29 protein-coding genes and 1 riboswitch are annotated in these 26321 nt (G+C 41.6%); of the genes, 14 read left to right on the plus strand and 15 right to left on the minus strand.

The features are described from left to right. Positions 1-60 precede the first annotated feature (60 nt). Both QNI29_RS16775 and QNI29_RS16780 read right to left on the minus strand, forming a co-directional pair. Complete coding sequence (locus QNI29_RS16775) at positions 61-1356, minus strand: nucleobase:cation symporter-2 family protein (RefSeq protein WP_231418842.1); 1296 nt, start codon at positions 1354-1356, stop codon at positions 61-63. After that, positions 1353-1943: a xanthine phosphoribosyltransferase gene (locus tag QNI29_RS16780; protein WP_231418843.1), complete on the minus strand. Its 591-nt coding sequence runs from the start codon at positions 1941-1943 to the stop codon at positions 1353-1355. Before QNI29_RS16780 ends, QNI29_RS16775 begins: the two co-directional genes overlap by 4 nt. Before the next feature lie 127 nt (positions 1944-2070). Next, positions 2071-2172, minus strand: a riboswitch (purine riboswitch). A gap of 202 nt (positions 2173-2374) precedes the next feature. On the opposite strand from QNI29_RS16780, the gene QNI29_RS16785 reads away from it, so the two are divergent. Together QNI29_RS16785 and QNI29_RS16790 are read left to right on the plus strand one after the other, a co-directional pair. Next, entirely contained in the window at positions 2375-2767 is a 393-nt protein-coding gene (locus QNI29_RS16785) for a VOC family protein (protein WP_231418844.1), read from the plus strand. Between the two features lie 90 nt (positions 2768-2857). Continuing rightward, positions 2858-3868 (plus strand): potassium channel family protein, encoded by a 1011-nt coding sequence (locus tag QNI29_RS16790; RefSeq protein WP_231418845.1) that lies wholly within the window; start codon positions 2858-2860, stop codon positions 3866-3868. Here QNI29_RS16790 and QNI29_RS16795 read toward each other — a convergent pair. Further along, on the minus strand, positions 3857-4261 hold the full coding sequence (locus QNI29_RS16795) for a YugN-like family protein (RefSeq protein ID WP_231418846.1): 405 nt from the start codon (positions 4259-4261) through the stop codon (positions 3857-3859). The genes QNI29_RS16790 and QNI29_RS16795 overlap by 12 nt on opposite strands. A gap of 110 nt (positions 4262-4371) precedes the next feature. After that, positions 4372-5652 (minus strand): GntP family permease, encoded by a 1281-nt coding sequence (locus QNI29_RS16800; RefSeq protein WP_231418847.1) that lies wholly within the window; start codon positions 5650-5652, stop codon positions 4372-4374. 291 nt (positions 5653-5943) lie between these two features. Here QNI29_RS16800 and QNI29_RS16805 point away from each other — a divergent pair, with 291 nt between their 5' ends. Continuing rightward, positions 5944-6720 carry a 3-hydroxybutyrate dehydrogenase gene (locus tag QNI29_RS16805; protein ID WP_231418848.1) on the plus strand — a complete coding sequence of 259 codons (777 nt, stop codon included), beginning with the start codon at positions 5944-5946 and terminating at the stop codon, positions 6718-6720. 882 nt (positions 6721-7602) lie between these two features. On the opposite strand, the gene QNI29_RS16810 is transcribed toward QNI29_RS16805, so the two are convergent. Together QNI29_RS16810 and QNI29_RS16815 are read right to left on the minus strand one after the other, a co-directional pair. After that, complete coding sequence (locus tag QNI29_RS16810; protein ID WP_231418849.1) at positions 7603-8955, minus strand: glucose-6-phosphate isomerase; 1353 nt, start codon at positions 8953-8955, stop codon at positions 7603-7605. A 158-nt stretch (positions 8956-9113) separates the two neighbouring features. Then, on the minus strand, positions 9114-10280 hold the full coding sequence (locus tag QNI29_RS16815; RefSeq protein ID WP_231418850.1) for an iron-containing alcohol dehydrogenase: 1167 nt from the start codon (positions 10278-10280) through the stop codon (positions 9114-9116). Between the two features lie 210 nt (positions 10281-10490). Between QNI29_RS16815 and QNI29_RS16820 the strand changes: the two genes are divergently transcribed. Beyond that, positions 10491-10727, plus strand: coding sequence for a DUF378 domain-containing protein (locus QNI29_RS16820; protein ID WP_188651914.1), 237 nt, complete (start codon positions 10491-10493; stop codon positions 10725-10727). 85 nt (positions 10728-10812) lie between these two features. Here QNI29_RS16820 and yugI read toward each other — a convergent pair whose 3' ends face one another. Further along, positions 10813-11217: a S1 domain-containing post-transcriptional regulator GSP13 gene (gene yugI, locus QNI29_RS16825; protein ID WP_231418851.1), complete on the minus strand. Its 405-nt coding sequence runs from the start codon at positions 11215-11217 to the stop codon at positions 10813-10815. A gap of 280 nt (positions 11218-11497) precedes the next feature. Between yugI and QNI29_RS16830 the strand changes: the two genes are divergently transcribed. The 4 genes from QNI29_RS16830 (at position 11498) to map (ending at position 15091) form a co-directional block, all read left to right on the plus strand. Continuing rightward, the gene (locus QNI29_RS16830) at positions 11498-11848 is read left to right on the plus strand and encodes a helix-turn-helix domain-containing protein (protein WP_231418852.1); all 351 of its coding nucleotides are present in this window, start codon (positions 11498-11500) and stop codon (positions 11846-11848) included. A gap of 254 nt (positions 11849-12102) precedes the next feature. Beyond that, positions 12103-12963 (plus strand): alpha/beta fold hydrolase, encoded by an 861-nt coding sequence (locus tag QNI29_RS16835; RefSeq protein WP_231418853.1) that lies wholly within the window; start codon positions 12103-12105, stop codon positions 12961-12963. 110 nt (positions 12964-13073) lie between these two features. Further along, positions 13074-14255, plus strand: a complete 1182-nt coding sequence (locus tag QNI29_RS16840) for a MalY/PatB family protein (protein ID WP_231418854.1) — start codon at positions 13074-13076, stop codon at positions 14253-14255. A gap of 83 nt (positions 14256-14338) precedes the next feature. Continuing rightward, positions 14339-15091: a type I methionyl aminopeptidase gene (gene map, locus QNI29_RS16845; protein WP_231418855.1), complete on the plus strand. Its 753-nt coding sequence runs from the start codon at positions 14339-14341 to the stop codon at positions 15089-15091. 29 nt (positions 15092-15120) lie between these two features. Here the strand turns inward: map and QNI29_RS16850 are convergent, their stop codons facing one another. Further along, the gene (locus QNI29_RS16850; RefSeq protein ID WP_231418856.1) at positions 15121-15708 is read right to left on the minus strand and encodes a superoxide dismutase family protein; all 588 of its coding nucleotides are present in this window, start codon (positions 15706-15708) and stop codon (positions 15121-15123) included. Between the two features lie 171 nt (positions 15709-15879). On the opposite strand from QNI29_RS16850, the gene QNI29_RS16855 reads away from it, so the two are divergent. Beyond that, complete coding sequence (locus tag QNI29_RS16855) at positions 15880-16365, plus strand: PCYCGC domain-containing protein (RefSeq protein WP_231418857.1); 486 nt, start codon at positions 15880-15882, stop codon at positions 16363-16365. A gap of 84 nt (positions 16366-16449) precedes the next feature. Here QNI29_RS16855 and QNI29_RS16860 read toward each other — a convergent pair whose 3' ends face one another. Beyond that, a complete protein-coding gene (locus QNI29_RS16860; protein ID WP_231418858.1) occupies positions 16450-16662 on the minus strand; it encodes a hypothetical protein in 213 nt (70 codons plus the stop codon). Positions 16663-16821: 159 nt separating this feature from the next. Between QNI29_RS16860 and QNI29_RS16865 the strand changes: the two genes are divergently transcribed. Then, on the plus strand, positions 16822-17202 hold the full coding sequence (locus tag QNI29_RS16865; RefSeq protein ID WP_231418859.1) for a kinase-associated lipoprotein KapB: 381 nt from the start codon (positions 16822-16824) through the stop codon (positions 17200-17202). 43 nt (positions 17203-17245) lie between these two features. Here QNI29_RS16865 and QNI29_RS16870 read toward each other — a convergent pair whose 3' ends face one another. After that, the gene (locus QNI29_RS16870; RefSeq protein WP_231418860.1) at positions 17246-18421 is read right to left on the minus strand and encodes a cation:proton antiporter; all 1176 of its coding nucleotides are present in this window, start codon (positions 18419-18421) and stop codon (positions 17246-17248) included. A gap of 5 nt (positions 18422-18426) precedes the next feature. Next, on the minus strand, positions 18427-18915 hold the full coding sequence (locus tag QNI29_RS16875) for a cation:proton antiporter regulatory subunit (protein WP_231418861.1): 489 nt from the start codon (positions 18913-18915) through the stop codon (positions 18427-18429). A 260-nt stretch (positions 18916-19175) separates the two neighbouring features. Here QNI29_RS16875 and deoD point away from each other — a divergent pair, with 260 nt between their 5' ends. From deoD to QNI29_RS16890, 3 genes are all read left to right on the plus strand, one after another. Then, positions 19176-19883: a purine-nucleoside phosphorylase gene (gene deoD / locus QNI29_RS16880; RefSeq protein WP_231418862.1), complete on the plus strand. Its 708-nt coding sequence runs from the start codon at positions 19176-19178 to the stop codon at positions 19881-19883. Between the two features lie 144 nt (positions 19884-20027). After that, positions 20028-20648: a putative metalloprotease CJM1_0395 family protein gene (locus QNI29_RS16885; RefSeq protein ID WP_231418863.1), complete on the plus strand. Its 621-nt coding sequence runs from the start codon at positions 20028-20030 to the stop codon at positions 20646-20648. Between the two features lie 61 nt (positions 20649-20709). Next, positions 20710-21078: a YuzC family spore coat inner layer protein gene (locus tag QNI29_RS16890; protein ID WP_231418864.1), complete on the plus strand. Its 369-nt coding sequence runs from the start codon at positions 20710-20712 to the stop codon at positions 21076-21078. A gap of 152 nt (positions 21079-21230) precedes the next feature. On the opposite strand, the gene QNI29_RS16895 is transcribed toward QNI29_RS16890, so the two are convergent. Continuing rightward, a complete protein-coding gene (locus QNI29_RS16895; RefSeq protein WP_231418865.1) occupies positions 21231-22721 on the minus strand; it encodes a leucyl aminopeptidase in 1491 nt (496 codons plus the stop codon). Positions 22722-23033: 312 nt separating this feature from the next. Here QNI29_RS16895 and QNI29_RS16900 point away from each other — a divergent pair, with 312 nt between their 5' ends. After that, complete coding sequence (locus QNI29_RS16900) at positions 23034-23510, plus strand: divergent PAP2 family protein (RefSeq protein WP_231418866.1); 477 nt, start codon at positions 23034-23036, stop codon at positions 23508-23510. 137 nt (positions 23511-23647) lie between these two features. Here the strand turns inward: QNI29_RS16900 and QNI29_RS16905 are convergent, their stop codons facing one another. The 3 genes from QNI29_RS16905 to QNI29_RS16915 form a co-directional block, all read right to left on the minus strand. Beyond that, on the minus strand, positions 23648-24334 hold the full coding sequence (locus QNI29_RS16905) for a stationary phase survival protein SpsC (protein ID WP_231418867.1): 687 nt from the start codon (positions 24332-24334) through the stop codon (positions 23648-23650). 161 nt (positions 24335-24495) lie between these two features. Continuing rightward, positions 24496-24813, minus strand: a complete 318-nt coding sequence (locus QNI29_RS16910; protein ID WP_231418868.1) for a YuiB family protein — start codon at positions 24811-24813, stop codon at positions 24496-24498. A 233-nt stretch (positions 24814-25046) separates the two neighbouring features. Continuing rightward, positions 25047-26270 carry an NAD(P)/FAD-dependent oxidoreductase gene (locus tag QNI29_RS16915; RefSeq protein ID WP_231418869.1) on the minus strand — a complete coding sequence of 408 codons (1224 nt, stop codon included), beginning with the start codon at positions 26268-26270 and terminating at the stop codon, positions 25047-25049. Positions 26271-26321: the final 51 nt, after the last annotated feature.

Raw genomic sequence — 26321 nt, forward strand, 5'->3', positions numbered from 1 at the left:
TGACCAGAATCACCACAAAAAAGGCCCAGTCAATTGATTGATTGGGCCTTTCCTTTCTATTTACGAAGCAATGGATTCGGTTGTTTTGGGCTGTTCTTTCTTCATCTTTCCTGGAATAACATTGAGGAACAAATTCAACAGGATCGCTGTTAGGCTTCCTGCCACAATGCCATTATCTGTGAGAATCTGAACTTGTTCAGGAAGTTTCGCAAATAAGTCAGGAGCAACGGTAACACCAAGCCCCATCCCAATGGAACAAGCGATAATTAACAGGTTCTCTTGCTCTTTTAAATCAACCTGACTCAACATTTTAATCCCATATGCAATAACCATCCCAAACATCGGGATCATAGCGCCTCCAAGAACAGGTTCTGGTATTAACGTGGTAATCGCGCCTATTACCGGAAATAATCCAATACCAATCAGCATAGCTCCTGCTATGTATATGACGTTGCGTGATTTCACACCTGAAAGTTGGACAAGCCCTACATTCTGCGAATAAGTTGTGTACGGGAAAGCATTCATAAAACCACCGAATAAAATTGCTAGGCCCTCTGCACGGTACCCTTTCGTAATTTCCTTTTCCGTAATCTTTTTGTTCGTAATGTCACTAAGAGCGAAATAGACACCCGTTGATTCAACCAAACTTACGATCGCCACTAGAATCATCGTTAACACGGGCGCTAATTCAAACGTAGGAGCTCCGAAATAAAAAGGTGTTGGTATTCTAAAGAACGCAGCATCTGCCAAGGAAGAGACATCGATCTTCCCCATAAAGATGGCCACCACACTCCCTGCTACTAACCCTATTAGAATGGAAACTGAACGAATGAAACCTGTAAACGCGCGTTGAAGCACAATGATTAATAGAAGAACGCCAAAAGCAAGGAGTAGATTCGAGGCACTTCCATAATCTTCACTCCCCGCACCGCCTGCTATATTATCCATAGCCACAGGAATAAGTGTAATGCCAATGATTGTTACGACAGAGCCCGTGACCACGGGCGGAAAGAAGGAAACGAGTTTACCAAAGATCGGTGCACACAAGAGAACAAACAAACCAGCAGCAATAATGGCTCCATAGATGGCCGTAATCCCAGCACTGCTTCCTATAGAAATCATAGGAGCTACTGCTGTAAACGTACATCCTAAAACAACCGGCAAACCTATACCAAAGAATCGATTACTGACAGCCTGCAGAATGGTAGCCACTCCGCACATCAATAAATCAATGGAGACGAGATAAGCTAATTCCTCTGCATTTAACTCAAGAGCACTCCCGACTATTAAAGGAACAATGACCGCTCCTGCGTACATGGCCAGCACATGTTGAAGGCCGATCGTTATATTTTTCATACGTGAACCTCCTCTTCTTCAAAGAATGTGACACGTCCATCTTGAAGGGACTGTATACGAGCCAATGATTCGACTTTTATTCCTTGCTCGCGCAGTGTATCTCCTCCCGTTTGAAAGCCTTTTTCGATTACAATTCCAATACCACCTACTGTTGCACCAGTCTGTTTCACCATATCGATCAAGCCTTGAGCAGCTTGTCCATTTGCAAGAAAATCATCAATGATCAGAACACGATCATCTGATGTTAAATATTCAGAGGACAAAGAGATTTCGCTCCATTCTTGTTTGGTAAAGGAATAGACCTTAGAGGAAACTAGCCCTTCTTTAAGCGTTAAAGATTTCCTTTTCCTTGCGAACAAAACCTTTACCCCCATCGCTAAACCCGCTGTCACAGAAGGCGCGATGCCTGAAGATTCAAGGGTGACAATCTTCGTTATGCCATCTTGTCGAAAACGCTCCCTAAAAGCTTCACCTATCTCCATCATGAAGAGAGGATCCACCTGGTGATTTAGAAATGAGTCCACTTTAAGTACTTGGTCGTTTATAACTTTGCCTTCTTCTTCAATTCTTTTCTTTAATAGTTCCATATAGTACTCCCCCTACAAAGACGCACTCAACAAAAGAAAAACCTCACAAAAGGCACGAGTATCGCGCCATCTGTGAGGTTTCCTTCTACAAATAATGAAAATAGAGCTAGTCTTTAACCTAGCATCCACAAATGTGTGCAATACTCATAGTCAGGCCATTTACGGTAGCCTGGTAGAAACTTGCGAGCCTTATCCTCGCCCTTATATGAGTACGTCCGAAATATTTTGTTGAGATTAATTATAGGAGACTAACCAAAAGAATTCAACCCAATTCTGGAAAATAACGAATATAGAATACTAAAACATCATAAACGTTCGTGTTTCTAAGAGGAGTTTTGAAATTTCTATAAAGGGAAGTCTATACACTATACACCAAGATATCTAGCATTTACTTATCTAACCATCTAACTACATTCAGGAGGCGATTCATTTTGAATATATGTAAGATAAATATTTATGTAAGCGACTTAGATTTCGCGATCCAATGGTACAGCGAAGTACTTGACCTCAAGAGATCAGACGATCATGATAACTACCCTACTTGCATTGATTTAATCCATGATCGTAACATACGTTTAACGCTTCACAAAACGGAACGCGATACGGAGATCGAAATCTGGAAAGAAGCCTCTACTATAATTACATTTGAAGTCGAAAACATTCGCGCCACTATGAAAGATTTAAAAGAACGGGGTGTGCGCTTTTATAACGAAGAACCTGTGTGGTTCCCAGACGGTGAACGCATTGCTTTCAATGATCCATTTGGAAACGTCCACGAACTTGCTGAAGTTAAGAAACAGGGCAATGAAACAATGGAGTGTTAAAGAAAAAGAACCTATTTTGAATAGGTTCTTTTTTTTATTATAATGCGTTTCAGGTATGGGCATACTTGTAGAAAAAAGCGGAGGTTTCGCATGAAGGTCCATTTACATCAAGCCATCCAGTGGTATTTTCGAACACCCGTCTTTCTACGGCTACTTCTAACTGTAGCCTTTTTTATGATTTTCTTCGGAGCCCTCGTGCATTGGGTGGAGCCGGAGGCATTTCCTACAGTCTTTGATGGGATTTGGTGGGCAGTCATTACTGGCTCCACTGTAGGATATGGGGATTACGTGCCTTTAACGATAGTAGGAAGAATCATTGGTATATTCCTGATTATTGCAGGAGGAGGCCTTGTTACATTTTATATGGCGACTGTCTCTTCCTCTACCGTAAAATACGAACGAAACTTATCTGAGGGGAAGGTTGAGTATAGAGGAAGTAATCACATCATTATCATCGGTTGGAATGAACGGACGAAACAACTACTTAATATGATTACGGATTATATAGAAGAAGAAAATATCGTCTTAATCGATAAATCACTCGATCAAATTGGCTATCAAGAATACAAACTTCATTATATAAACGGAGATGCATCTGAAGATAGCACCCTTTTGAAGGCACGAATTTCAGAAGCACGTTGCATGATCATCACATCAGACCCATCCAAACAGGAACATCAGGCGGACCAAGTCAGCATCCTTACAACTGTAGCCGCTAGAGGAATGAATTCCGATATGTTCATCATTACAGAAATCTTATTAAAGAATCAAGTGACAAACGCAAGGCGCGCCGGTGCTGATACGGTGATTCGTTCGAATGATTTCATGAGTACACTGTTTTTCCACGAGTTATACCGGGAAGCACACATTAAACCGTTTGATACCCTAGTCGCTCAGCTTTCTTCACAGCAATATAAACAAATGAAAGTACCGAAAGACTTAGTAGGAGAAACCTTCAAGGAATGTGCCTTAGCGTTTTTAAAGCAAGAAGAATTGCTGTTAGGAATGGAACAAAACGGAGAGTTATTCATAAACCCTCCGTCTCAATCCATTATTAAAGAAGATGATCACCTGATTGTGCTCTCCAACCTAAGTGAGTAAAATCCGTTCTAATTCTTCTACGAGTTCCTTCCCAGTTTCAATATATTCTTCAGGAAATTCTGCATCAGGGTCCTGAGGCTCTGAAAACTGGTCAAAGGAGGCACTAAGATTTCCAACATGTACATTGTCGTCTAATCCTCGCTGATACTTATGTGATAAAAGGTATGGTTCACCGAGTCTTACGGTTACTTCTTTATCATCTAGCTGACCATTCACCACAGAAAAGGGCACTCGCAAAAACTGATACCCCACTTCATCAGAGATTTTATAATCAAAGGAGCCATGGTCATAATCCCAGTTGCCTCCAATATCGTAGCCACGGGGTTTTAGCTTCTGCTCGAGATCAAACAATGAAAACACTTGCCCTTGTATCCCAGAAGGAATCGGAATCATGTTATCCCGCCTTTCTTTTTTCTTAGCTTACCCCAACCCAAACAATCGGTATTCACCCAAGATCGAATAAAAAAACGGCACCCTATAGCGAGGTGCCGTTTTCCTATGCTTTATACCAGTCCAATATAAGACATTAAAATTCCCACTACAGTCGCGATAAACGGAATAAGTAATCCTACAAAGAAAATATCTTTATAAGAATCTTTGTGAGTCATTCCCGTAATCGCAAACACTGTTAGCAATGCTCCGTTGTGGGGCAATATCGAAGCACCTGAAGCTAAAGCAGTAACACGGTGTAAAATCTCAGGATTTAACCCCATATCTAATGCTTGTTGATAATACTCTGATCCAAGAGCATTAAGGGTAATATTCATACCACCTGACGCTGACCCTGTAATCATTGCCAGAACCTGAGTTGATAAAGCATCAGAGATGGTTAGGCCACCTTTAATATTCAGTAATGCTTCTTTAATAGCTGGGAAAGCAGGCGCATTCTTCACAACTGCACCAAAACCAACAGCCGCACCAGTATTGACAACAGCTGTAACCGCACCCTTAGCACCATCGTTCATGGCACCTGTAAACTTCTTAAAGGACTTAAAGTTCAGAACAAATGTGAGAACGATCCCAATTAATAACGCACTTAGCATTTCTAGGTTTAGTACATTGATGGAAATTACAACAGCAAGAAGTGGTAAGAAAGAAAGGATTACATTTGGATCTTGCCCCTCTTCTTCTTTGGCCTCTTCTCCACCTGGTTCAGTAAATCCTTCACCAGCTTTCGTTAATTTGTTTGCACGATAGGAGAGGTAAAAATAGCCTCCCACCGCCATAATAAGACCCGTTACAATCCCCATAATCGGAGCCGCCATCATCGTCGTATTAAAGAACTCCGTTGGAATGTAGTTCTGTACTTGAGCAGTACCTGGTAAGGCTGTCATCGTGAACGTAAAGGCCCCTAGTACAATTGTTCCAGGTATCACTTTACGACTGATGTCAGCTTGCCTGAACAGGTTTAAAGCTAAAGGATACATAACGAATACCACAACGAACAAACTCACTCCGCCGTATGTAAGAATCGCAGCACCTAATAGCACACCCAAGATCGCCCTTTCTTTACCGACAATCTTCGATAAGAAAGAAGCTACTGTTCTGGCACTCCCTGTAACCTCCATTAATTTCCCGAATACGGCACCAAAAAGGAACACCGGGAAGAAATCTCTAGCAAATGATGCAAAGCCGGTCATGAAATCAGATGTAAAAGCATCGAAAATATCCATGCCAGATAGCAAAGCAACGATAGCCGCAGCGACTGGAGCAATCCACAAGATCGACCACCCTAAGTACGCCATGACCATTAAAGCAATTAAACCTACAATGATTGCTATCATGTTTGTACCTCCTAATTTTTGTTGTTAAATTCTTTAGATATAATTTCAATTAAGTTCCTAAAAAGACATACTTTATAGGACAACAGAATAATCCTATCTTCTTTAAAAACCACAATCCAATAATATGCTTCAATCTCAAACATTCTTTTTCTTGCTAAAATAAAGAAAATTATGCGTATTCCATTGTTAATCAAAATTTTTGAGTTAAACCTATAACTGACTTATAATTTCTTAGGTACGCAATGATGATCTAAACAAATAAAACCACATAAGTTGGGGAGGAAAAATAGTATGGTCGAAAATCAAGTAGTATTTATTACAGGAGCCGCACGCGGAATTGGTTATGAAATCGGAGAGACTTTTGCAGAGAATGGTGCAAAAGTAGTTCTATCCGACGTAAACGATGAAGGCGTTCAAGAAGCTGCTAAAGCTCTTACAGACAAAGGCCTAAACGCTATCGGTGTTAAAGCGGATGTAACAAGCGAAGAAGAGATCGAAGCTGCAATTGATCAAGCTGTAGAAACATACGGCCGAATTGACGTTTTAATCAATAACGCAGGTCTTCAACACGTATCTCCAATCGAAGAATTTCCAACAGAGAAATTCCGCCTGATGCAAGATATCATGCTTACAGCACCATTTATCGCAACTAAAAAAGTATTCCCTATCATGAAAGAACAAGGCTATGGCCGCATTCTAAACATGGCCTCAATCAATGGATTAATTGGTTTCGCCGGGAAAGCTGCATACAACAGCGCGAAGCATGGTGTAATCGGCTTAACAAAAGTATCAGCACTTGAAGGTGCCGAGCACGGCATCACAGTTAACGCTATTGCACCTGGTTATGTAGACACACCACTTGTAAGAGGTCAAATGGAAGACCTTGCGAAATCTCGCGGTGTTGAGCTAGAAAAAGTATTAGAAGAAGTGATCTATCCACTTGTACCTCAAAAACGTCTTCTTCAAGTAGAAGAAATCGCCGACTACGCTATGTTCTTATCTAGCGAAAAAGCGAAAAGCGTAACAGGACAAGCGATTGTCATCGACGGCGGATATACCGCTCAATAATTCAATTTTTCATAAAAAAAGAGGACCCATCTTTGGGTCCTCTTTTTTGTGTTGGATTGGGGGCTAGGGGTTGTGAAGATGTAGCAGGGGGTTGAGGGTGAGGCTGAGGCTAGGGGCCGGGCTTGAGCCGTTTTGTCCTGAACTTGAGCCATTCTACTTCTCTTTAAGCCATTCCTTCTCCTCTTAAACCATTCTTTGCTTTCTCGAGCCGTTATTTTGGCGCCTTGAGCCGTTTTTGAACTATCTCAAGCCGCTTCTCCCCTCACTTGAGCCCCACTCTCCTTACTTGAGCCGCAACCCCGCACTATGCCAACAGAGATTCCGCTTGAGCCATCTCGGTCTCATCTTGAGCCACTCTTCCCCTTCTTAAGCCGCTCCTTCTCCTCTTAAGCCACTCTCCTCATTCTCGAGCCGTTATTTTGGCCTCTTGAGCCGTTTTTGAGCTTTCTCAAGCCACTTCTCCCCTCACTTGAGCCCCACTCTCCTTACTTGAGCCGCAACCCGCACTATGCCAACAGAGATTCCGCTTGAGCCATCTCGGTCTCATCTTGAGCCACTCTTCCCCTTCTTAAGCCGCTCCTTCTCCTCTTAAGCCACTCTCCTCATTCTCGAGCCGTTATTTTGGCCTCTTGAGCCGTTTTTGAGCTTTCTCAAGCCGCTTCTCCCCTCACTTGAGCCTTCATTTCCATACTTGAGCCGCCTTCACCTCACTCGAGCCGCCTTCGCCTCACTTGAGCCGCCTCACCTCACTCGAGCCGCCCTCGCCTCACTTGAGTCGCCTCACCTCACTTGAGCCGCCTTCACCTCACTCGAGCCGTCCTCCCCACCCTACCCAGAACAACAAAAAAAGCGAGCACCCTCACCAGGTGCTCGCTCTAACACTTATTTATTTAAACGTTGTTCAAGTTCTGCTTTCTGCGCCTCAAAGCCAGGCTTTCCAAGTAAAGCGAACATGTTTTTCTTATAAGCTTCTACTCCAGGTTGATCAAATGGATTCACACCTAGAAGATAGCCGCTGATGGCACATGCTTTCTCAAAGAAGTACACCATGTAACCGAATGTGTAAGCATCTAATTTCGGAACGTGGACGATTAGGTTTGGTACCTCACCATCTGTATGAGCAAGCATAGTCCCTTCGTATGCTTTCTGGTTTACGAAATCAACCGTTTCTCCTGAAAGATAATTCAGACCATCTAAGTTTTGTTCATCTTCCTTAATCGTTACATCGCTCTTAGGTTCTTCAACATGAAGAACCGTTTCGAACAAGTCACGACGTCCATCTTGTATATACTGTCCCATTGAATGAAGATCAGTTGAGAAGTTAGCAGAAGAAGGGAAAATTCCTTTTTGGTCTTTGCCTTCACTTTCGCCAAATAACTGTTTCCACCATTCAGCAAAATACTGAAGAGAAGGTTCGTAATTGACAAGCATTTCAATGGTCTTCCCTTTGCTATATAAGGCATTTCGAACGGCAGCATACTGGTAAGCAGGGTTCTTCTCAAGGTCTTCTTCGCTTAATTGTTGCTGAGCAAGCTGAGCTCCATCCATCATAGATTGGATATCGATGCCACTTGCCGCAATTGGAAGTAGTCCAACTGCTGTTAGAACAGAGAAACGTCCACCCACATCATCAGGGATTACGAAGCTTTCATATCCTTCTTCTGTAGCAAGTGTTTTAAGAGCGCCTTTTTGTTTATCTGTAGTCGCGTAAATACGTTTACGAGCTTCTTCCTTCCCGTACTTATTCTCTAAGAATTCACGGAAAATGCGGAAGGCAATAGCCGGCTCTGTTGTAGTACCACTTTTAGAGATGACGTTAATCGAAACATCTTTGTCCTTAATTGCATCAAACAGATCATTCACATATGGTGCACTAATGCTATTACCAACGAAGAATACTTGAGGCGTATCACGCTGGTCTTTAGAAAGTTCATTGTAGAACGAGTGGTTTAACATTTCTAATGCCGCGCGAGCGCCAAGATAAGAACCTCCGATTCCTACTACTAAAAGAACATCAGAGTCTGATTTAATTTTTTCTGCAGCTTTTTGGATACGAGAGAATTCTTCCTGGTCGTACTGTTCAGGAAGGTCTAACCAACCTAAGAAGTCATTTCCTGCTCCCGTTTTATTGTGTAAAGAATGATGTGCAAGCTTTACAGTTTCTTTTATATTCGTTAATTCGTGTTCACCGAAAAACGGCAACGCTTTTTCATATTCAAATCGAATGTGAGTCATTATGTATCCCTCCAACTTATCTTTCTAAACTTCACTTTATCGAAACGCTTACAGCAAATCAAGCGATCTTAAAGATGTAAGCGAATACAGTATAGATTTTCTCCAAAAATCGTTCTAAAGAAACAGAAAGGCAGGCTGCGAACAGCCTGCCTTGTGAATTATAGAGACATTTCTAAAATTGCTTTTACATCTTCGTCATGAAGTTCTTTGAAGTTACCGAAAGGTCCGCGTTTCATTGCACGGTCTACGATCAGATCAAGTTGATCATTACCGATGTCATAATCAGCTAATCGCTCTGGAGCACCTAGGGAAGTCCAGAATGCACGAAGTTTATCGATACCTTCAAGAGCAACTGTGCGGTCGTCTTTTCCTTCAGGGTCGACGTCAAAGACGCGAACTGCGAGCTGTTTGAAACGATCTACGTTGTGATCTAAGTTGTGCTTCATCCAGTTCGGGAAGAGAATAGCAAGTCCGCCTGCGTGCGGAATATCGTAAACAGCTGAAACAGCATGCTCGATGTTATGCGTTGCCCAGTCTCCACGGTAGCCCATTTGAAGCATACCATTTAATGCAATTGTACCTGCGTAAAGGATCGTTTCACGATGCTCATAAGACTCAAGGTCTTCAAGCAATTTAGGCGCTGTTTCAATAACAGTTTTTAAAACACCTTCAGCCATACGATCTTGAACGGGTGCATTTGTTGGCTGGTGGAAGTACTGTTCGAAGATATGACTCATCATGTCCACCATTCCATAGATAGTTTGATCACGAGGAACGGTTAATGTGTTCGTTGGATCTAAAATCGAGAACTTAGGATTTGTAAACGGTGGTGCACCCCATCCGTATTTCTCATTTGTTTCCCAGTTCGTAATAACAGAACCTGCGTTCATTTCTGAACCAGTCGCTGCCAGTGTCAGAACTGTACCAAATTCAACGGCATCTTCAGGAGTCGCTTTACGAGTTACAAGGTCCCAAGGATCTCCGTCGTATTTAGCTCCTGTTGCAATGGTTTTAGTAGCATCAATAACACTACCGCCACCTACTGCAAGCATAAAGTCAATATTATTTTCTTTAGCAAGCTCTACACCTTTTTTCACTGTCGCTAAACGTGGGTTAGGCTCTACACCTGCTAACTCTGTAATCGTTACATTCATATTATTTAACTTATTGACAACTTGGTCATATAAGCCATTCTTTTTAATGCTTCCGCCACCATATACTAGCAGCACATTTTTTACATCGGAAGGGATTTCCTCTGATAATTTCTCTAGCTGATCTTTACCAAAGATTAACTTCGTTGGATTATGAAAAACAAACTGTTCCATGTTGGTAAATTCCCCTTTCAGAATTAAGTCCAGTGTCTATTATGTCCAAAATGAAATCAAAGATCAAAAAATCAGCTTAAGAAGGGGAACATATAGGCACGAATGTCAGCACACACACTCCAGGCATTGGCTTAACATTTTTGTATACTTCCTTAAAAACTACAAAAGCTACTACAGAATCATATTCAAATAATGAAGGAGGAATAGATCATGAGTACTCTACAACGTATTGCTTTATTGTTAGTGATTATCGGAGCTGTTAACTGGGGACTTATTGGATTGTTTCAGTTCGATTTAGTAGCAGCCCTATTCGGAGGCGGAGAACAAAGCGGTGCATTTGCTCGTGTTATTTACACACTTGTGGGCATCAGTGGTCTAATCAGCCTAAGCTTGCTATTTAAGCCAAGTGAAGAAATGGCTGATCGCACAGAACCAGAAACCGAATAAAACGAGTATGGTTATATGGGGATCTTTCCTCTGACCACATCACCATAAAAAAAGGCCGTCCCTATGGGACAGCCTTTTTTCTTTATTACTTACGGAAAGTATTTTCGCGCTCTTTGGACTGGTTAATCCACTCATCAAGCTTATCTTTAAGCGTGTTGAAGCCAGCTGGTGTACCTTCTTCTTGCTGAGCAGCAGCTTGTTGCTTTTGCTGTTGAGGCTTACGCTGTGGTTGCTTCTCTTGCTTAGGAGCTTCTTGAGTCGCACGGATTGATAAAGAATATTTACCTTTTTCTTCATCAATATTAAGGATTTTAACATTTACTTTGTCACCAACATTTAGGTGCTCGTTAATGTCTTTAACGAAGCCATGAGTAACCTCAGAAATGTGTACTAAACCTTGTACTTCTTCGTCTAAAGCAACGAATGCACCATAAGGTTGGATGCCTGTTACTTTACCTTCCAATACTTGACCTTGTTCGAACTTTGCCATTGCTATACAACTCCCGATCTGTTTATATTCGTTTTATTTTCACGCAATTAATGATTATATCACAAGACCTCATTTTTCGCAAAAGGAAACCGGACAAAAATCCTATTGCATAGGCATAAACAGCTTCTCCCCATCCCCTAGGATTTCTCCTTATTTACCCCTTCACAGAATGTGACCCAAAGAGGTTCAAAATGTTGTGACAAATTCAGATTAAATCGTCCTTTATGTATGATAAGATAAACGTAGTAGCGTTTCAAGAAATGGATAAGGAGGCATTCTGATGAGTTTAGGTAAGCAGATTCGTAAGCAACGGGAGCGATTAGGGCTCTCTTTAGAGGAATTCGCTGTTCGCGTCCGGACCGGACAACAAACCATTGAAAGAATCGAAAAGGATGAACACATCCCTGAATTACAAACGATCTTAAGAATATCCACCGTCCTTGATATGCCAGCTTCTGAATTATTAGAGAGCACAACCACTGAATCAGAAGTTGATGAGGAGTTGAAGAATTTAATTATGGAAGTTGGCGTCAAACGAACGAAACTGTTCCTCCGTCACGTTAAAGAATTTTCAGAAGATGATGTGTTGAAGGTTATGGAGATGCTAAAAGAAATTAAATATAAAAATTAAAAAAAGAGGTTTAACCTATATAAAATACGGTAATATTGACTAATGTAAGACTTTCTCGTATTCCCCCTGTGAGGCAAAGCGTACTCGGCGCTTTGCTTTTTTTTTGCCTTCTGCATGAAAATCCTCTCTTCGTAAACGATAACCTTATGCCCAATCATTCCAACCGATTCAAACGTTTATTTTTTCCTTAAAAAGGATAAACATTATTACGATCTTTTTCTCTTATCCAATCTAATTTTGGAGGTTAAAGCACTGTGAGCGTAACAAACATCCATGTCGAAGACGAGTGGCTCGAACACAACGGCGTTAACATCGCCTACCAGCGTTACACATCTCCTCCTACAGGTACAAAACCTGCGTTGATCTTTGTGCACGGATTTTTATCTTCTAAGTTTTGCTACCGTTATATGATTCCTGAATTGCTCGATCAATTTGATCTCTATTCCTTCGATTACCCACCTTTTGGCAACAGCGATAAGAATGACGCTTATGAATTCTCATATAAGAATTTTGCCCATATTATCATTGAATTAATGGATCAGCATCATATTCAAAAAGCTTCCATTGCCGGCCATTCTATGGGAGGGCAAGTGGCTCTCATCTGCAGTCACCTTTTCCCTGAACGAATTGAGAAGCTGATCTTAATGGCCCCTTCCACTTATATGAAAAAGCTTGGCTTTTGGCTACAGCATGCCAGCCGATTGCCCATTTTCCCATTACTTTTAAAACGTTATTTATATAAGAGGGGGGTGTACCATTCTCTACTTGATTGTGTACATGACCCGCACATGATTAATAAAGAGATGATTCAAGGATATATGCAACCTTTCTTTAAAGAAGAGATCTTCAGATGTTTGTCTAAAATGATACGAGACCGTGAAGGGGATCTGCCAGCAAGGCATTTACGAGATATTCGAGCCAATTGTTTAATATTTTGGGGTAAAGAAGATAAAGTCCTGCCTGTTTCACTTGGATATCGATTAGTACAAGATTTACCTTCAGCAGAACTAGAGGTTTTTGATCGAAGTGGTCATTTGTTACCAGAAGAGATCCCTGCTGTCATAACCGACAAGATTAAGCAATTCTGTTTACCCACCAAGCAAGCGACCCCTTAACAGGTCGCTTGTTCTTTTTCTCCCTTTTTTCTCATACGGATTGTTTCGTTTTTCCACGATTTTTTTGTATCATACTAATAGAAATGGAACTACTCAAGGAGGGAAACGATATGACATTTAACGAAGTTGTAGATCGACGTAACACACGCTCTGTCAAATGGGACCTTACAGAGCAACTTTTTAAAGATAAAGAAATCCTGCCTATGTGGGTGGCTGACATGGACTTTCAGACGCCAAAGCCTGTTATCGATGCCCTAGTAGATCGTGCAAGCCACGGAATTTTTGGATATACAGTAACAGACGAAGCCATTCATTCCATTATTAAAGAATGGCTATCGAAAAGGCATGACTGGGAGATCCAAACGGATTGGCTTACCTATAGTCCAGGGGTTGTGCCTTCACTTCATACCATTGTTGAGGCCTTAACAGAGCCTGGAGACTCCATTCTCATTCAAACACCTGTTTATCCACCTTTTTATGATGTCATTAAGAAACATGACAGAAGCATTGTCACAAGCTCTCTTTATTTGCAAGAGGGTCGCTATGAAATTGACTTTGAAGATTTCGAGGAAAAGATCCAAAACGTGAAGGCTTTCATTCTGTGTAATCCTCACAATCCGGTTGGACGAGTGTGGACAAAAGAAGAGTTACAGCGTATGGCTGATTTATGCACGAAGCACGATGTCCTTATATTCTCCGATGAAATTCATGCTGATCTTATCTATGCTGGACATAAACATGTTCCAATGGCATCCTTATCAGATAAGGTTGCAAACAGAACGACTACGTGCTTGTCACCAACGAAGACTTTCAACATTGCAGGATTACAAGCATCTTATATTGTGACGCCTGAGTCTGAAATGAAAAAGAAAATTGATGCTCAATTCGGCCTTCAGGGAATTAACATGCTTAACACCATGGGGGTAACAGCCATTGAATCTTCCTACGCTCATGGCGAGGAATGGCTTGATGAATTAGTTGAAGTGTTAGATTCCAATAAGGAATTACTCATGAAACGCATGCACGAGGAAACGGACCACATTCAGATTATTGAACCTGAAGGTACTTACCTCGTATGGATGGATTGCCGGGGACTAGGCTTATCTCATAATGAACTAAAAGAGTTTATGAGAACAAAGGCTAAAGTCGGCCTAAACGACGGGGCTTCCTTCGGAAAAGAAGGCGAAGGATTCATGCGTATTAATATTGCTACACCTCCTCAAACATTGAACGAAGGCATCGACCGTATTGTCGAAGCCGCTAATAACCATCGAGGCAACGGTTCGAATTAATTCACAATCCATGGTATCGTAATGGGTAGGGCTATAAAGAAAATACCAAGACCCTTTCAGTTCTAGAAGGTAAGGTGAGAAACATGATTAATCGTAAAAGTAAGCGAGAAATTGAGTTGATGCATGAAGCAGGAAAACTTCTAGCCTCTACACACAAAGAAATCGCAAAAATGATTAAACCTGGTGTTACAACGATGGAGATTGAAAATTTCGTTGATCGTTATTTAGCTAAACACGGCGCTACACCAGAACAAAAAGGTTATCAAGGCTATGAATTTGCCACGTGCGCTTCAATCAATGATGAAATCTGCCATGGTTTCCCTCGTAAAGAGGCCCTTAAAAATGGCGACATTGTAACCATTGATATGGTTGTGAACTTAAACGGCGCGCTAGCTGACTCTGCGTGGACCTATACAGTCGGGGACGTCTCAGAAGAAACACAGCGTCTCGTCGATGTGACGAAAACAGCTCTATATAAATCAATTGAGCAATGCCAGGTCGGAAAACGTTTAGGTGACATTGGCCATGCGATTCAATCGTATGTTGAAGGAGAAGGCTACTCTGTTGTTCGTGATTTCACAGGACACGGAATCGGTAATTCCATTCACGAAGAACCAAATATTCTTCACTACGGAGAAGCAGGAAAAGGACAGCGCCTTAAAGAAGGTATGGTCATTACTGTCGAACCGATGGTGAACACAGGCACTTGGCATTCTCAAATGGATGAAAACGGATGGACGGCTCGAACAACGGACAAAGGATTATCCGCACAGTTTGAGCATACAATCGCCATTACAAAAGAAGGACCAGTCGTTCTAACAGAACAAGATGACTAAAAAAGCTGCCCAACATGGGCAGCTTTTTTCTATTCTTTCTTCTCTTCTTGTCCTCCATCTTCAGAAGGGTCTGAAGGCGTGTCCTTTTTAGAAGCCTCTTCGAGCTGTATGACACCACAAGCTATTCGATCTCCTGAATCTCCCGCAGGCTGAGTCAAACCATCATCGACACCTTCATGAATGACTAACGACGTCCCTTCATCTTTCAGTAAAGACATCTTTCCATCCATTAACGTCGCTCCCTGGACTGCTAATTCTGCATTGACTTTCCCAGACGAGTCTGCTTCCACATTTGGCATGTCCCCTAAATGAGTTCCTTTTGGATTCATGGCTCCATGCTCCTTTTTATCTGGATTCAGATGATTTCCTGCAGATTTAAAATCCGGGCCTTCACACACAGGATACTCATGTACGTGAATACCATGAAGTCCTGGCGAAAGGCCTGTTAATGACAGTTTAATCGCTACTGAATCATTCTCTTCTGAGAATTTAGCTGTTCCAAGTGCATCACCAGCAGGATTGTACATTTCTATTTCAAAGGCGGCTCGATTTTGACTAGAACACCCTGCCACCCATAAAGTTAGGGCTAAAATGACACCAAGTTTTCTTACTCTCATTTACTCTCTTCCCTTCCACCATACTTACCCTACAGTGTTGACCAGTTCCAATTCTTTTAACCCCTTGGTCTTTATTTCTAAGGGTAATCTTTTCAATTCTGTGAACCAAATTGAACTTCTCATATGAAAGCGGTACACTAAGTGTAAATGCTTGATAAAGGAGAATGACAGATGCGTAAGATGTCCATATTTTTTATTGGACTGCTGCTCTTGGTTACAGGATTAACGGGGTGCGGAAGTGAGGAAAGTAAGCACGACAACCATGATGATCAACAGCAGGTAATGGGGGACCTTCAGGAAACTACAGCAAGCAAAGAAGCTCTCCCTTCTTTTTTAGACAACAAACACGAAGACATTCAAACGATTTATCAAGGGGCAGCTCAACATAAGGAATTGCTTGAACAAATGCCTTGTTACTGCGGATGCGGAGATAGCGTAGGACATATGAACAACTATGACTGCTTTATTCATGACCAGGATAACCAATCTGTTGTATGGGATGATCACGGCACGAAATGTAATGTATGTTTAGAAATTGCCGCTAAAGCAATGATTGAATACAGTAAAGGGCAGTCCGTTAAAGACATACGTCATATGATTGATGAGGCATATAAAGAAGGATATGCTCCCCCGACCCCAACGCCTCCCGTTTCATAACAGAAGCCTAGAACAAAAAAAATCGAGCACAGGCGCTAAAGACCCATGCTCGATTTCTTTATTATGTCCCTCTTTAACGTTCATCTACTTGAACTCTTCTTTATCCTTTGAATCTTCTTGAGATACAGAATGTTCACCGGTTTGACCAAACTCTTCTTCCGCCCGCTGTTCTTGCTTTTTGTTTACGCTTATAATCCACCTCATGACAATGACAGCACCAATAGCAAAGATTAATAGAGAGATGACAGCGGGAATGTATTCCGTCTTGTCCTCCGGGAAGTAAAGAAATTCCATCATGATGCATCCACGCCCTTTACTCTTTCAGAAGTCCATTCATTACTATTGATGATAACGATTTCCAAAACCAATGGCAATAGCTAATCTGTGACAATTCCTTTTCCCTTCCAGATTTGATACGATATAAAGAAAATAGATTCCAATCAGGAGGGAATGGAGATGGCGGAACTAGAAGTTGGAACAATCGTAAAGGCGCACTATAAAACAGGGATTTACGCAGGTGAAATTGTTGAGGATCGGGGTGCTATGTACTTAGTCAAAGTACTAGCCGTATTAAAACACCCCCAACAAGGTGATCTACATAATCCTGGGCAAACGGAAAATGTCTTTTTCCATCAGCGTAAAGCACTAAGCCAGTTTGAAAAAGCAAATGTAGCTAAATCAGCTGTACACTTTTATTCTGATGAGGTCCCATCCTATGAAGAATCATTAAAGGATGCACTAAATGGATTAAGAGAGAAACTCAACAAGAAAGATAATGACTTCTCGAAACTTGCCCTACAACGAGTAGATGAGTTAGAACACCAGTACTTCTCGTGAACAATGACATGAAAACGGCTCTCCACTGGAGAGCCGTTTATTTTTAACCAGGAACCTTTAAATTCTTTTTCTTCTTCTTTGGTTTCCCGTAAATTAAATTCGTAATTTGCGGGGCACGTTCGAATAACATCATCCCCACAAAGGCCGCAATAACAATGTAGATCCCACTAAACACTTTAATAACACCTGTTGCTAGAGCAGCAATAACAACCGAAAACTCTCCCCTCGAGCAAATGGATAAACCAGCCCGAAAAGACACCCTTTTCGAAAGACCATAAAGCCTTCCCCCGATCATACCAACTAAAATCTTCGCTACTAATGACCAACCAAGGAGTGTAATTAACAACCCAACTTTCGGAACACCGTCTCCAAATTCGATTGTCGTTCCAAAATAAACAAAGAATAGAGGAAGCATTAAATCTTTTACAGGTAGCACAGTCTGTTCCACCCGTTCGATTTTTCCGATTTCAGCAAGCATCATTCCTGCAAGAAACGCTCCCAATACTTCTGAAAGACCTAAATAGAGAGCCAGTCCACCATAGGATAGAGAAATCCCGATTAAAAGGGCAATTTTAAAGTCCTCATCATCAATCTTCTCAAGCAACTCTTCAAAGCGTTTGAACAGGGTCTTCCCTAAGAGAATGGCTCCTACGGTCAGACCTATAATCTTCCCGATAAGAATCAATAAGTCCACCGTTTGGAATTCCCCGCCACTTGTCACACCCATTAAGACTGCGACAATAATGGGAGCAACTAGATCTTCAAAGATCAAAAGAGCGAGGATAAACTCTGTTTCCGAGTTCGCCATTCGGCTTGTGTCATCAAGCAATTTCGCTGTTATGGAGGAACTTGTTGCATATGTAACGCCCCCTATTAGGAAAGATGTCAGAAGATCCAGCCCAAACCCTAAGCAGATTACAAACGAGATTCCTAAACTAAACGCAACATCCAGCAATCCCGCAGGCCAGATTTTCTTCGCAATTCCACCTAATCGTTTGATGTTGAACTCAAGCCCCAGAAGAAAGAACAGCAACACAATTCCAATCTCACTCGCAAAATGCAATATTTCATTTCCATGTATGGCGTCAGCCAGGACAATACCTAACAAAATATATAAAATTACATTCGGAAATTTGATCTTGATACTTAAAAAGCCAAGCCAAAAAATGAGCAAAAGAACGAGCCCGGCTCCTAACAACGTGGGCACTTCAACATGCACGGGAATCATTCCTCCCCTTTACACAAAGCAGTTAGCGAAGAAATTTGATCTTTCTTTCCAATGGCCATCAGCACATCCCCTGCTTGAAGCGTCGTATACGCTTCTGGGATCGCGATGATATCGTCTCCTTTTACTAGTCCAATGATGGTGGCACCTGTCTTGTTGCGAATCTCTGATTCTTCAATTGATTTCTGCGTAAGAGAAGAAGCCGCTTTGATCTCGATCCAGTCCATCACAATCTGATTATTGAACATCTTCAGTTTATCGGCATCTACAGGCTGATAGGTTGCGCCGAGAAGTTGCGCACCCAGCTCTCTCGTTTCATCCGCTGTTAAGTCCATGCCGAAATCCGCTTCGTCACTGTCAGCATCTTCAAAGAAGTACAGTTCCCGCTTACCAGTGTGATGCACAATCAATACAAGTTGACTGTCTTCAGCTGTCGTAAGAGAGATTTTTTGACCAATTCCTGGTAATTTAGAAATAGATATGTTCATTACCCCAAAAGCCCCTTTCCTTCCTCCACATCTTTCCTACGTCGGATGAGAAGTATAAGCATAGTTTATTAGAGCCCTTTCTCTTTCGTGAAAAAGAAGGGCTCTTTCATCAGTTTTTCCATTTACTCTTTATTGTACCAAGAGATGTATGGAAAACCTAGCCACGTACGAATTTCTGCTGAAATCGTTACCATTTGTTTTGTAACCACTCTTGTGGTACCTTTGAAACGTAAGCTTGAAAATTAAGGAGGTATGTTCCGATGAGTGTACATATTGGTGCAAACAAAGGAGATATAGCTGATAAAATTCTATTACCGGGTGACCCCCTTCGCGCGAAATACATCGCAGAAAACTTTCTAGAAGATGTAACTTGCTACAATGAAGTACGTGGCATGTATGGTTACACAGGAACGTATAAAGGAGAACGCATTTCTGTTCAAGGGACAGGCATGGGAGTTCCGTCGATCTCCATCTACGTTAATGAACTCATTCAAGAATATGATGTGCAGAAATTAATTCGTGTTGGATCTTGTGGAGCGCTTCAAAAAGACGTGAAAGTACGTGATGTTATCTTAGCATCTACTTCATCCACAGACTCTCAGATGAACCGCATGACGTTCGGCGGCATTGACTACGCGCCAACAGCTGACTTTGGTTTATTAAAAGCTGCCTACGATACAGGTGAAAAACAGGGACTTAAACTACGTGTTGGGAACGTCTTTACAAGCGACAGCTTCTATCGCGATAACGCTATGGAACTATTCGACCAACTTGCATCTTATAACGTATTAGCAGTTGAAATGGAAACAACAGCCCTTTATACTCTTGCTGCAAAATACAACCGCGAGGCCCTTTCCGTATTAACGGTTAGTGACCACATCCTTACTGGTGAAGAAACAACATCAGAAGAACGCCAAACGACATTTAATGAAATGATTGAAGTGGCTTTAGAAGCAGCTATTCAATAACTTTACTTAACCTGGGTCCTGATGGATTCAGGTTTTGTTGTACTTCCTGTAAGACAGCTTCCCCAAACCATGCTATACTTAAGCAAAGCGACATACCTCTAAGACCTATAATAAATCATCCCCAAGCATGAGGAGGTGAGTATATTGATTGGAATTCAAGCCGAATACTCCAGAATTCAAACACCGAAATCCACTCTAATAAAGAACCATCCCGTCCAAGACAACCAAGAAATAACCCAGACCCAAAAAGAACAACACGCCGGATATACTCAACACGTCACAACCTCTCTAGAGAAAAGCGACCTTCACTATGGCCATCTATTATCCCCTGAACAGAAAGACCAACTAGCTGAACTAAAGTCTCGGGAACAAGAAGTAAAGGCCCATGAGCAAGCCCATCAATCTGTAGGAGGAAAGTTTGCAGGTGGAATTAGCTACGATCTACAAAAAGGGCCAGACGGTCAACAATACATCGTCGGCGGAGAAGTTCCGATTCAAATGCCTGATAGCAATCATCCAGAAGATACTATAACAACAATGGAGCAGGTTCGTAACGCAGCACTAGCTCCCGCAAACCCTTCTTCCCAGGACATGCAGGTAGCTTCCAAAGCTTCTCAAGCTATTTTACAGGCACAATCTGAGCTAAGAAGCGAGGAGTTTAATACGAAAGACAATTCCCAGTTCAAACGAGCATCAGATACTTATAAACAATACCAAAATGCTTTTATGGTGAAAGCAGAACCGCTTTACGAACAATTTGCATAGAGGAAGCGCACAGAACTTCCCTCCTCTTCATATAGTGTTATGTGAAGAAGGAGGGTTTTGTATGTATTATTATCCAGTGTGGATTCCCTGCGCCCCTCAAGCGTATGGTCCTTACCCTATGCCACCATCACGCCCCTCTTACCCAGAAGTTGATCCTTCCACCTTAACAGACTCGGCCAAAGCCTTTCAGTCGCTCATGTCAGATGCTCATATTATTATCGAGAAATTCGCCACTTCCCCAAGTTTCTCACAACAAGTCATGGAAGCTGCTCAACAGTCCAATAAAGAAAAAGTGAAACAGTTGTTAGAAGGGACTGGCATCAAGCACCCAATTAAGATCCGCTACAATCCGGACGGTCTTCATCTTACCCTAACTGCTCAATCCCAAAATCAAGACTGTTGTAAAATGGAACTCGCTTTTCATTGGTAAAGGTGAGTTTCTTTCTTTATGTATGATAGCAGGGAGTGGCAGAGAGGATACACGATCACCACAATACAAAAGTGCCAGCCTCCACTAAGGGGAGAGCCGGCACTTTTCACGAGGTCGTTGCTTGATCAATAGTAGGTACAAATTCTATTCCATTATAAATTCATAATATAAGTAGCTAGCGTACGAGCCATAACTCCTGTTGGACCTTTTGGACCAAGGTCATATGCTGCTTCAGCCTGGGAAGTACCTGCAATATCCAAATGAACCCAAGGAGTAGATTCTGCAAACTCTGCAAGGAAGGAACCAGCCATAATGGCATGTCCTTTACGCCCTGGTGAATTGTTTACATCTGCTAGTTCACTTGAGCGAACGCGCTTTTTGTAGATTTCGTTATAAGGAAGCTGCCAGATCAGTTCATCCGTTTCTTTTGAAGCAGCATCCACTTTAGCATATAACTCATCGTTATTCGTCATAGCGCCTGTCATCCAATCCCCTAATGCAACGACAACGCCACCAGTCAGAGTGGCTACATCAATAATTCGATCCGCTTTATGATGTTTGGCATAGGTGATTCCGTCCGCCAGAGCTAAACGGCCTTCTGCGTCCGTGTTTAGTACTTCGATGGTTTTTCCACTTAAGGAAGTAATCACATCGTCAGGTTTAAAGGCACTTCCACTAATCATATTGTCAGTAGAAGGAATGACTGCTACAACATTTTGTTTAGGCTTCAAGCGACCGACAATTTCCATAGCCCCTAACACGGCGGCAGCACCACCCATATCTCCTTTCATACCTACAATGCCATCTTTTGACTTAATGGAATATCCACCTGTATCAAATGTAATCCCTTTTCCGACAAGTCCTACAACATCGTCCCAGGTTTCTTTACCTTGATACTTTAGAACGATCATTTTAGGAGGTTCGGTTGAGCCTTGATTGACAGCTAAAAGCGCTCCCATCCCGAGACGTTCCATATCTTCTTTCTCTAAGATTTCTTTTTCAAAACCAAAATCTTCAGCTAAGGAGCTAGCATATTCAGCTAGATCTGTTGCCGTTAATAAATTACCAGGCAATTGAACAAGGTGCCGCGCTGTATTCGCGCCGTGCCCTAGAGCTGATCCCTTTTCAAGGCTCTTCTGTAATTCAGACTGTTCCTGATCCGATAAAACGGTCACGCGATCCATTTGAGTCACAGGTTTCTCATTGTTTGTCTTATAATTATCAAATTGATATGGGCCCATAACCATTGCTTCTGATAAAGCTTCTGCTGCAGCCAGCTCGGAAATTTGATCCGTCTGGAAGCTATTTAAAACAAAAGTCGATTCTGATTGCCCATCCGCTTGCAATTGCTTGAAGAGACGGCCAAACGCTTTCTTCAGCTTTTGAGAAGTTAGTTCTTTCTTCTTCCCAAGTCCCACCACGTAAATACGCTTTGCAGTCGTTTGATTCAACGTAAACACTTTAGAGATCTTCTTATAATCATTGGATAGATCCCCATCTTGTATGTACTGATCTAAAGCTCCACCAAGGGCTTCGTTGAGCTGTCCATACACAGGTTGATGCTGTTTGTTTTCATGATAGAGCCCAAATACAAGGGAATCTGTTTCTGTAAATAATGCAGTAGTTGGTTGTATTGTAAACAATCCATTCACCTCCACCTCCATTATACAAAAAATATCGACAATTGAGTAAATTCTGGTTTTGTTTATCCATCCTATTCCTCAATAAATCCGACACCTCGTTGAACAAGACTTTTAGAGGAGGATTATGGTATAATGTTGAAACATTCACAAATGGAAGAGAAGCGGTTTTTCATCTTTTCTCTCGATCCCCTTACTTAACTTTCACACAATTTTTACAATCATGAGCACCAAGTAACGGTTACACTCATGTTAAACTAATAGGACTACAGTGTACGAATGTTTCAACATGCAGAAAGGAAGGATTATACACACATGGAGATCTTCAGCAACTTTCCTCTATGGGCATCGCTATTTGCGATTGTCTTCGCCCAACTCGTAAAAATTCCAATACAATTCATCGCAATGAGAGAGTTTAATCCAGGTCTCGCTTTTGCAACAGGAGGAATGCCAAGCAGTCACTCAGCTGCTGTTACCGCCCTCGCTACTGGTATCGGTATCCAAGAAGGTCTTGGTTCAAATATCTTTGCCCTGTCTTGCGTATTCGCTATTATCGTGATGTTTGACTCAACTGGCGTCAGACGCCAAGCTGGTGAGCAGGCCATTATGCTGAACCAACTGTTAAAGGATTTTTCCCATTTCGTTGAAGAAGCGCGTCTTTGGAACTCAAAGGCAGAATACCAAAAGCGTGAAGAATTAAAAGAACTGCTCGGACACCAGCCTATTGAAGTCTTTTTCGGCGGAGTAACAGGTGTATTGTTGACCATTGTTCTACATACATTATTGTTCTAAAGAATCCATCCATACTCTACCGCACGTGCGGTAGAGTATTTTTATGCTTTAATCTTTTCGTACCCTTATGTTAAAACCCAAAAAGAGCCTGGAGTGCATATTACTCCAAGCTCTTCGTCTGCTGTTTTAAAACATCGTTACCCTTTATAATCTTGTCTAAATACTTGTAGGGCCTCATTATTATTGAGTGTCGATAGTGTTTCCTCACTCAATTTACCTTCACCGCGTTTAACGACATATACTTCAACGTGTTTTTTACCCCACTCTTCATACACGTCTTCTACCGTTTCATAATATAAGTCAATTTTGTTTCCTGTGATGGCTGATCCTTTATCAGCTACAACACCAAATCCGTAATCTGGGATATAAAGGATGGTCCCAAGAGGATATACAGATAGGTCAGCAGCAATGGTGGAATAAAGGTCACGCTTTACTTTTACGCCAGAATAAGTAATTCCGTACATAGGGTGGGATGCATCTTTACCAGTTGATTCAACCCCAGCTGTGTATCCTGTAGCCAACACCGTTTCTCTTGGATACTGAGAAAGGTCCATGGCCTCTTCTATAGTAGACGGTCCTTCTACTTGCTGGCTTGAAATGTACCTAGTCTTGGCAGCAAAATGGTTCATTCCTTTTTTCGCTAAACGAATAGAACGAAAACTTTCTTCACTTGAATCCGATTGATAATGGAATAACGAGTTCGTTTGTTGCTGGATCCAGCCTGAAATCTCTTTCGCCGAAACATTCGTAATGGACGTAAAGGTCGTGCTTAACGCACCCAGAAATAAAACTACCATCAACATACGTTTCATTGTTTTTTTCATTGTTTGTAAACACCTCACTAGGTGTCATCTTTTCCAAACAATTCAGTAATTATTCAATAGAATAGAGCTTTTTAGATTCCTTTAGCGGAGTGAAGGGTGTCAGACACCCTTCACTCCGCTAAAGGAATCCATAAAAAATAAGCAGGAGCTCTCCTGCTTATTTAGAACATTTGATACCCTCTAACTCGAAGCATGCGAATAACGATCCCTGAGCAAATAGCACCAGCTAGCCCTGAAGACAAGATGACTACATCAATCACTTGGAGATTTACCAAATGGGTCATTGCTGTTTCTAGGGAATCACTAAAGGCTGTGAAATAATCAAATGTCGATATGTTATCAACAATAAAGATTATAATAATCGGATATAAAAAGGCAATCAGCCATGTCTTTCGCAACAACATATTAACGAGAAATGAAATCCCAAAGAACAAGACAAAAAATAGTAACACAGAAACAATAGCCTGAAAAATAAACACCGATGCTTCCTCCTGTCTGATCAATCTGTCCTAATACCCCATTGACCACATAGTAAAACGGTTTCTTACCATATTTTATTATGTTCTAAATAGAAAAACAAGCTATATTAGCAGAAAGAAGTCATCAACAAAAACCAGCAGATCAAACGTGTTAAAAATCTCGAAGCTAATCCATATAAGGCTTTTTGGCATAAAAAAAGCAAGGAAGATATCCTCCCTTGCTTTTCACGTATTTATTTCGTGAAGATATTAAATTTACCTTTTTTAAGAAGTAATCCAATTCCACCTAATTTAAGAAGGTAGCGGTTATCGATAATCTTCTTCATAACAGAAGCTGTCCAACCGAATAGCTTCTTGTCACCAAATACAACACCGATTGCCTGACCTTCACCAAGGGAAGCAACAGTACCTTTTAGGTCTGGTTTGAAACTTTCTAGATTGTCTTCTCCGTTCACAATCTTCTTAACGTTGCGTGCTGTTGTCTCTGCTTCTTGGATCGCAATTTGAGCTGTCGGAGGATATGGACGGTCATTTTCAGGGTTCATGATTAAAGCACAATCCCCTACGATGAAGACATCGTCGTATCCATTAGGACGAAGATCGTCACGAACTGGTACACGGCCACGGTTTGTTTCAAATCCAGCTTCTTCAACTAGAGAGTTACCGCGAACACCAGCTGCCCAAACGACTGTATTCGTTGGGATCTCTTCTTGCTGCTCATCTTTCTCAACAAGAATTTTGTGTTCTTCTACCTCTTTAATCATTGTGCCTACTTTAAATTCAACACCTTTACCTTCAAGAAGGTTCATAGCGTACTCTACAAGCTCTTCATCGAAACCTGGAAGAACAGTTGGAGCAGCCTCTACGTTAATAATACGAACTTTCTCACGAGGGATATCGTATTCTTTACATAGTTCAGGTACTTTATTTGCAATTTCACCCACAAATTCGATACCTGTGAAACCAGCACCACCTACAACAATGTTTAGAAGATCTTGACGTTCTTCTTTTTCATTGTTATAACGAGCAAAGTTGTACTCGATGTGCTCGCGAATTAGACGAGCTGCGTTGATGTTACTGATTGTGAATGCGTGCTCTTTCAAGCCTTGAATTCCAAATGTTGCAGCTTCAAATCCAAGTCCTACCACAAGATAGTCATACGTTAATTCACCGTTCTCAAGTTGAATCTTCTTGCTTGAAGGATCAAGACCTACTACCGTATCTTGTACGAAATTCACACGGTTAAAGTTAATGACGTCACTGATCTTGATGCGAGTACGATCGTGGTGAAGCGTACCAGCCGCGTTTTCGTGAAGCCAAGTCGTTTGATAATGGTAATTATGTTTGTTCACTAACGTAATGTTCGCCTCATTTGAGCCCAACATCTTTTGCAGTTTAGCAGTAGTGATCATTCCGCCATACCCAGCACCAAGTACAACAATGTTTGGTCTGTTCATACATATCACTTCCATTTACATAAATTTTTCAAAATACACTGCATATCTTTA

It is taken from the genome of Pontibacillus chungwhensis, assembly GCF_030166655.1.
Lineage (GTDB): Bacteria > Bacillota > Bacilli > Bacillales > BH030062 > Pontibacillus.

Bases quoted from the DNA above. Each gene is read 5' to 3' on its own strand.
- yugI (WP_231418851.1), bottom strand. From the start codon at position 11,217: ATGGCAAAGTTCGAACAAGGTCAAGTATTGGAAGGTAAAGTAACAGGC.
- QNI29_RS16820 (WP_188651914.1), top strand. From the start codon at position 10,491: ATGAGTACTCTACAACGTATTGCTTTATTGTTAGTGATTATCGGAGCT.
- QNI29_RS16800 (WP_231418847.1), bottom strand. From the start codon at position 5,652: ATGATAGCAATCATTGTAGGTTTAATTGCTTTAATGGTCATGGCGTAC.
- QNI29_RS16915 (WP_231418869.1), bottom strand. From the start codon at position 26,270: ATGAACAGACCAAACATTGTTGTACTTGGTGCTGGGTATGGCGGAATG.
- QNI29_RS16810 (WP_231418849.1), bottom strand. From the start codon at position 8,955: ATGACTCACATTCGATTTGAATATGAAAAAGCGTTGCCGTTTTTCGGT.
- QNI29_RS16905 (WP_231418867.1), bottom strand. From the start codon at position 24,334: ATGAAAAAAACAATGAAACGTATGTTGATGGTAGTTTTATTTCTGGGT.
- QNI29_RS16875 (WP_231418861.1), bottom strand. From the start codon at position 18,915: ATGAACATATCTATTTCTAAATTACCAGGAATTGGTCAAAAAATCTCT.
- QNI29_RS16890 (WP_231418864.1), top strand. From the start codon at position 20,710: ATGTATTATTATCCAGTGTGGATTCCCTGCGCCCCTCAAGCGTATGGT.
- QNI29_RS16850 (WP_231418856.1), bottom strand. From the start codon at position 15,708: ATGAGAGTAAGAAAACTTGGTGTCATTTTAGCCCTAACTTTATGGGTG.
- map (WP_231418855.1), top strand. From the start codon at position 14,339: ATGATTAATCGTAAAAGTAAGCGAGAAATTGAGTTGATGCATGAAGCA.
- QNI29_RS16840 (WP_231418854.1), top strand. From the start codon at position 13,074: ATGACATTTAACGAAGTTGTAGATCGACGTAACACACGCTCTGTCAAA.
- QNI29_RS16855 (WP_231418857.1), top strand. From the start codon at position 15,880: ATGCGTAAGATGTCCATATTTTTTATTGGACTGCTGCTCTTGGTTACA.
- QNI29_RS16860 (WP_231418858.1), bottom strand. From the start codon at position 16,662: ATGATGGAATTTCTTTACTTCCCGGAGGACAAGACGGAATACATTCCC.
- QNI29_RS16830 (WP_231418852.1), top strand. From the start codon at position 11,498: ATGAGTTTAGGTAAGCAGATTCGTAAGCAACGGGAGCGATTAGGGCTC.
- deoD (WP_231418862.1), top strand. From the start codon at position 19,176: ATGAGTGTACATATTGGTGCAAACAAAGGAGATATAGCTGATAAAATT.
- QNI29_RS16775 (WP_231418842.1), bottom strand. From the start codon at position 1,356: ATGAAAAATATAACGATCGGCCTTCAACATGTGCTGGCCATGTACGCA.
- QNI29_RS16795 (WP_231418846.1), bottom strand. From the start codon at position 4,261: ATGATTCCGATTCCTTCTGGGATACAAGGGCAAGTGTTTTCATTGTTT.
- QNI29_RS16805 (WP_231418848.1), top strand. From the start codon at position 5,944: ATGGTCGAAAATCAAGTAGTATTTATTACAGGAGCCGCACGCGGAATT.
- QNI29_RS16900 (WP_231418866.1), top strand. From the start codon at position 23,034: ATGGAGATCTTCAGCAACTTTCCTCTATGGGCATCGCTATTTGCGATT.
- QNI29_RS16815 (WP_231418850.1), bottom strand. From the start codon at position 10,280: ATGGAACAGTTTGTTTTTCATAATCCAACGAAGTTAATCTTTGGTAAA.
- QNI29_RS16780 (WP_231418843.1), bottom strand. From the start codon at position 1,943: ATGGAACTATTAAAGAAAAGAATTGAAGAAGAAGGCAAAGTTATAAAC.
- QNI29_RS16865 (WP_231418859.1), top strand. From the start codon at position 16,822: ATGGCGGAACTAGAAGTTGGAACAATCGTAAAGGCGCACTATAAAACA.
- QNI29_RS16790 (WP_231418845.1), top strand. From the start codon at position 2,858: ATGAAGGTCCATTTACATCAAGCCATCCAGTGGTATTTTCGAACACCC.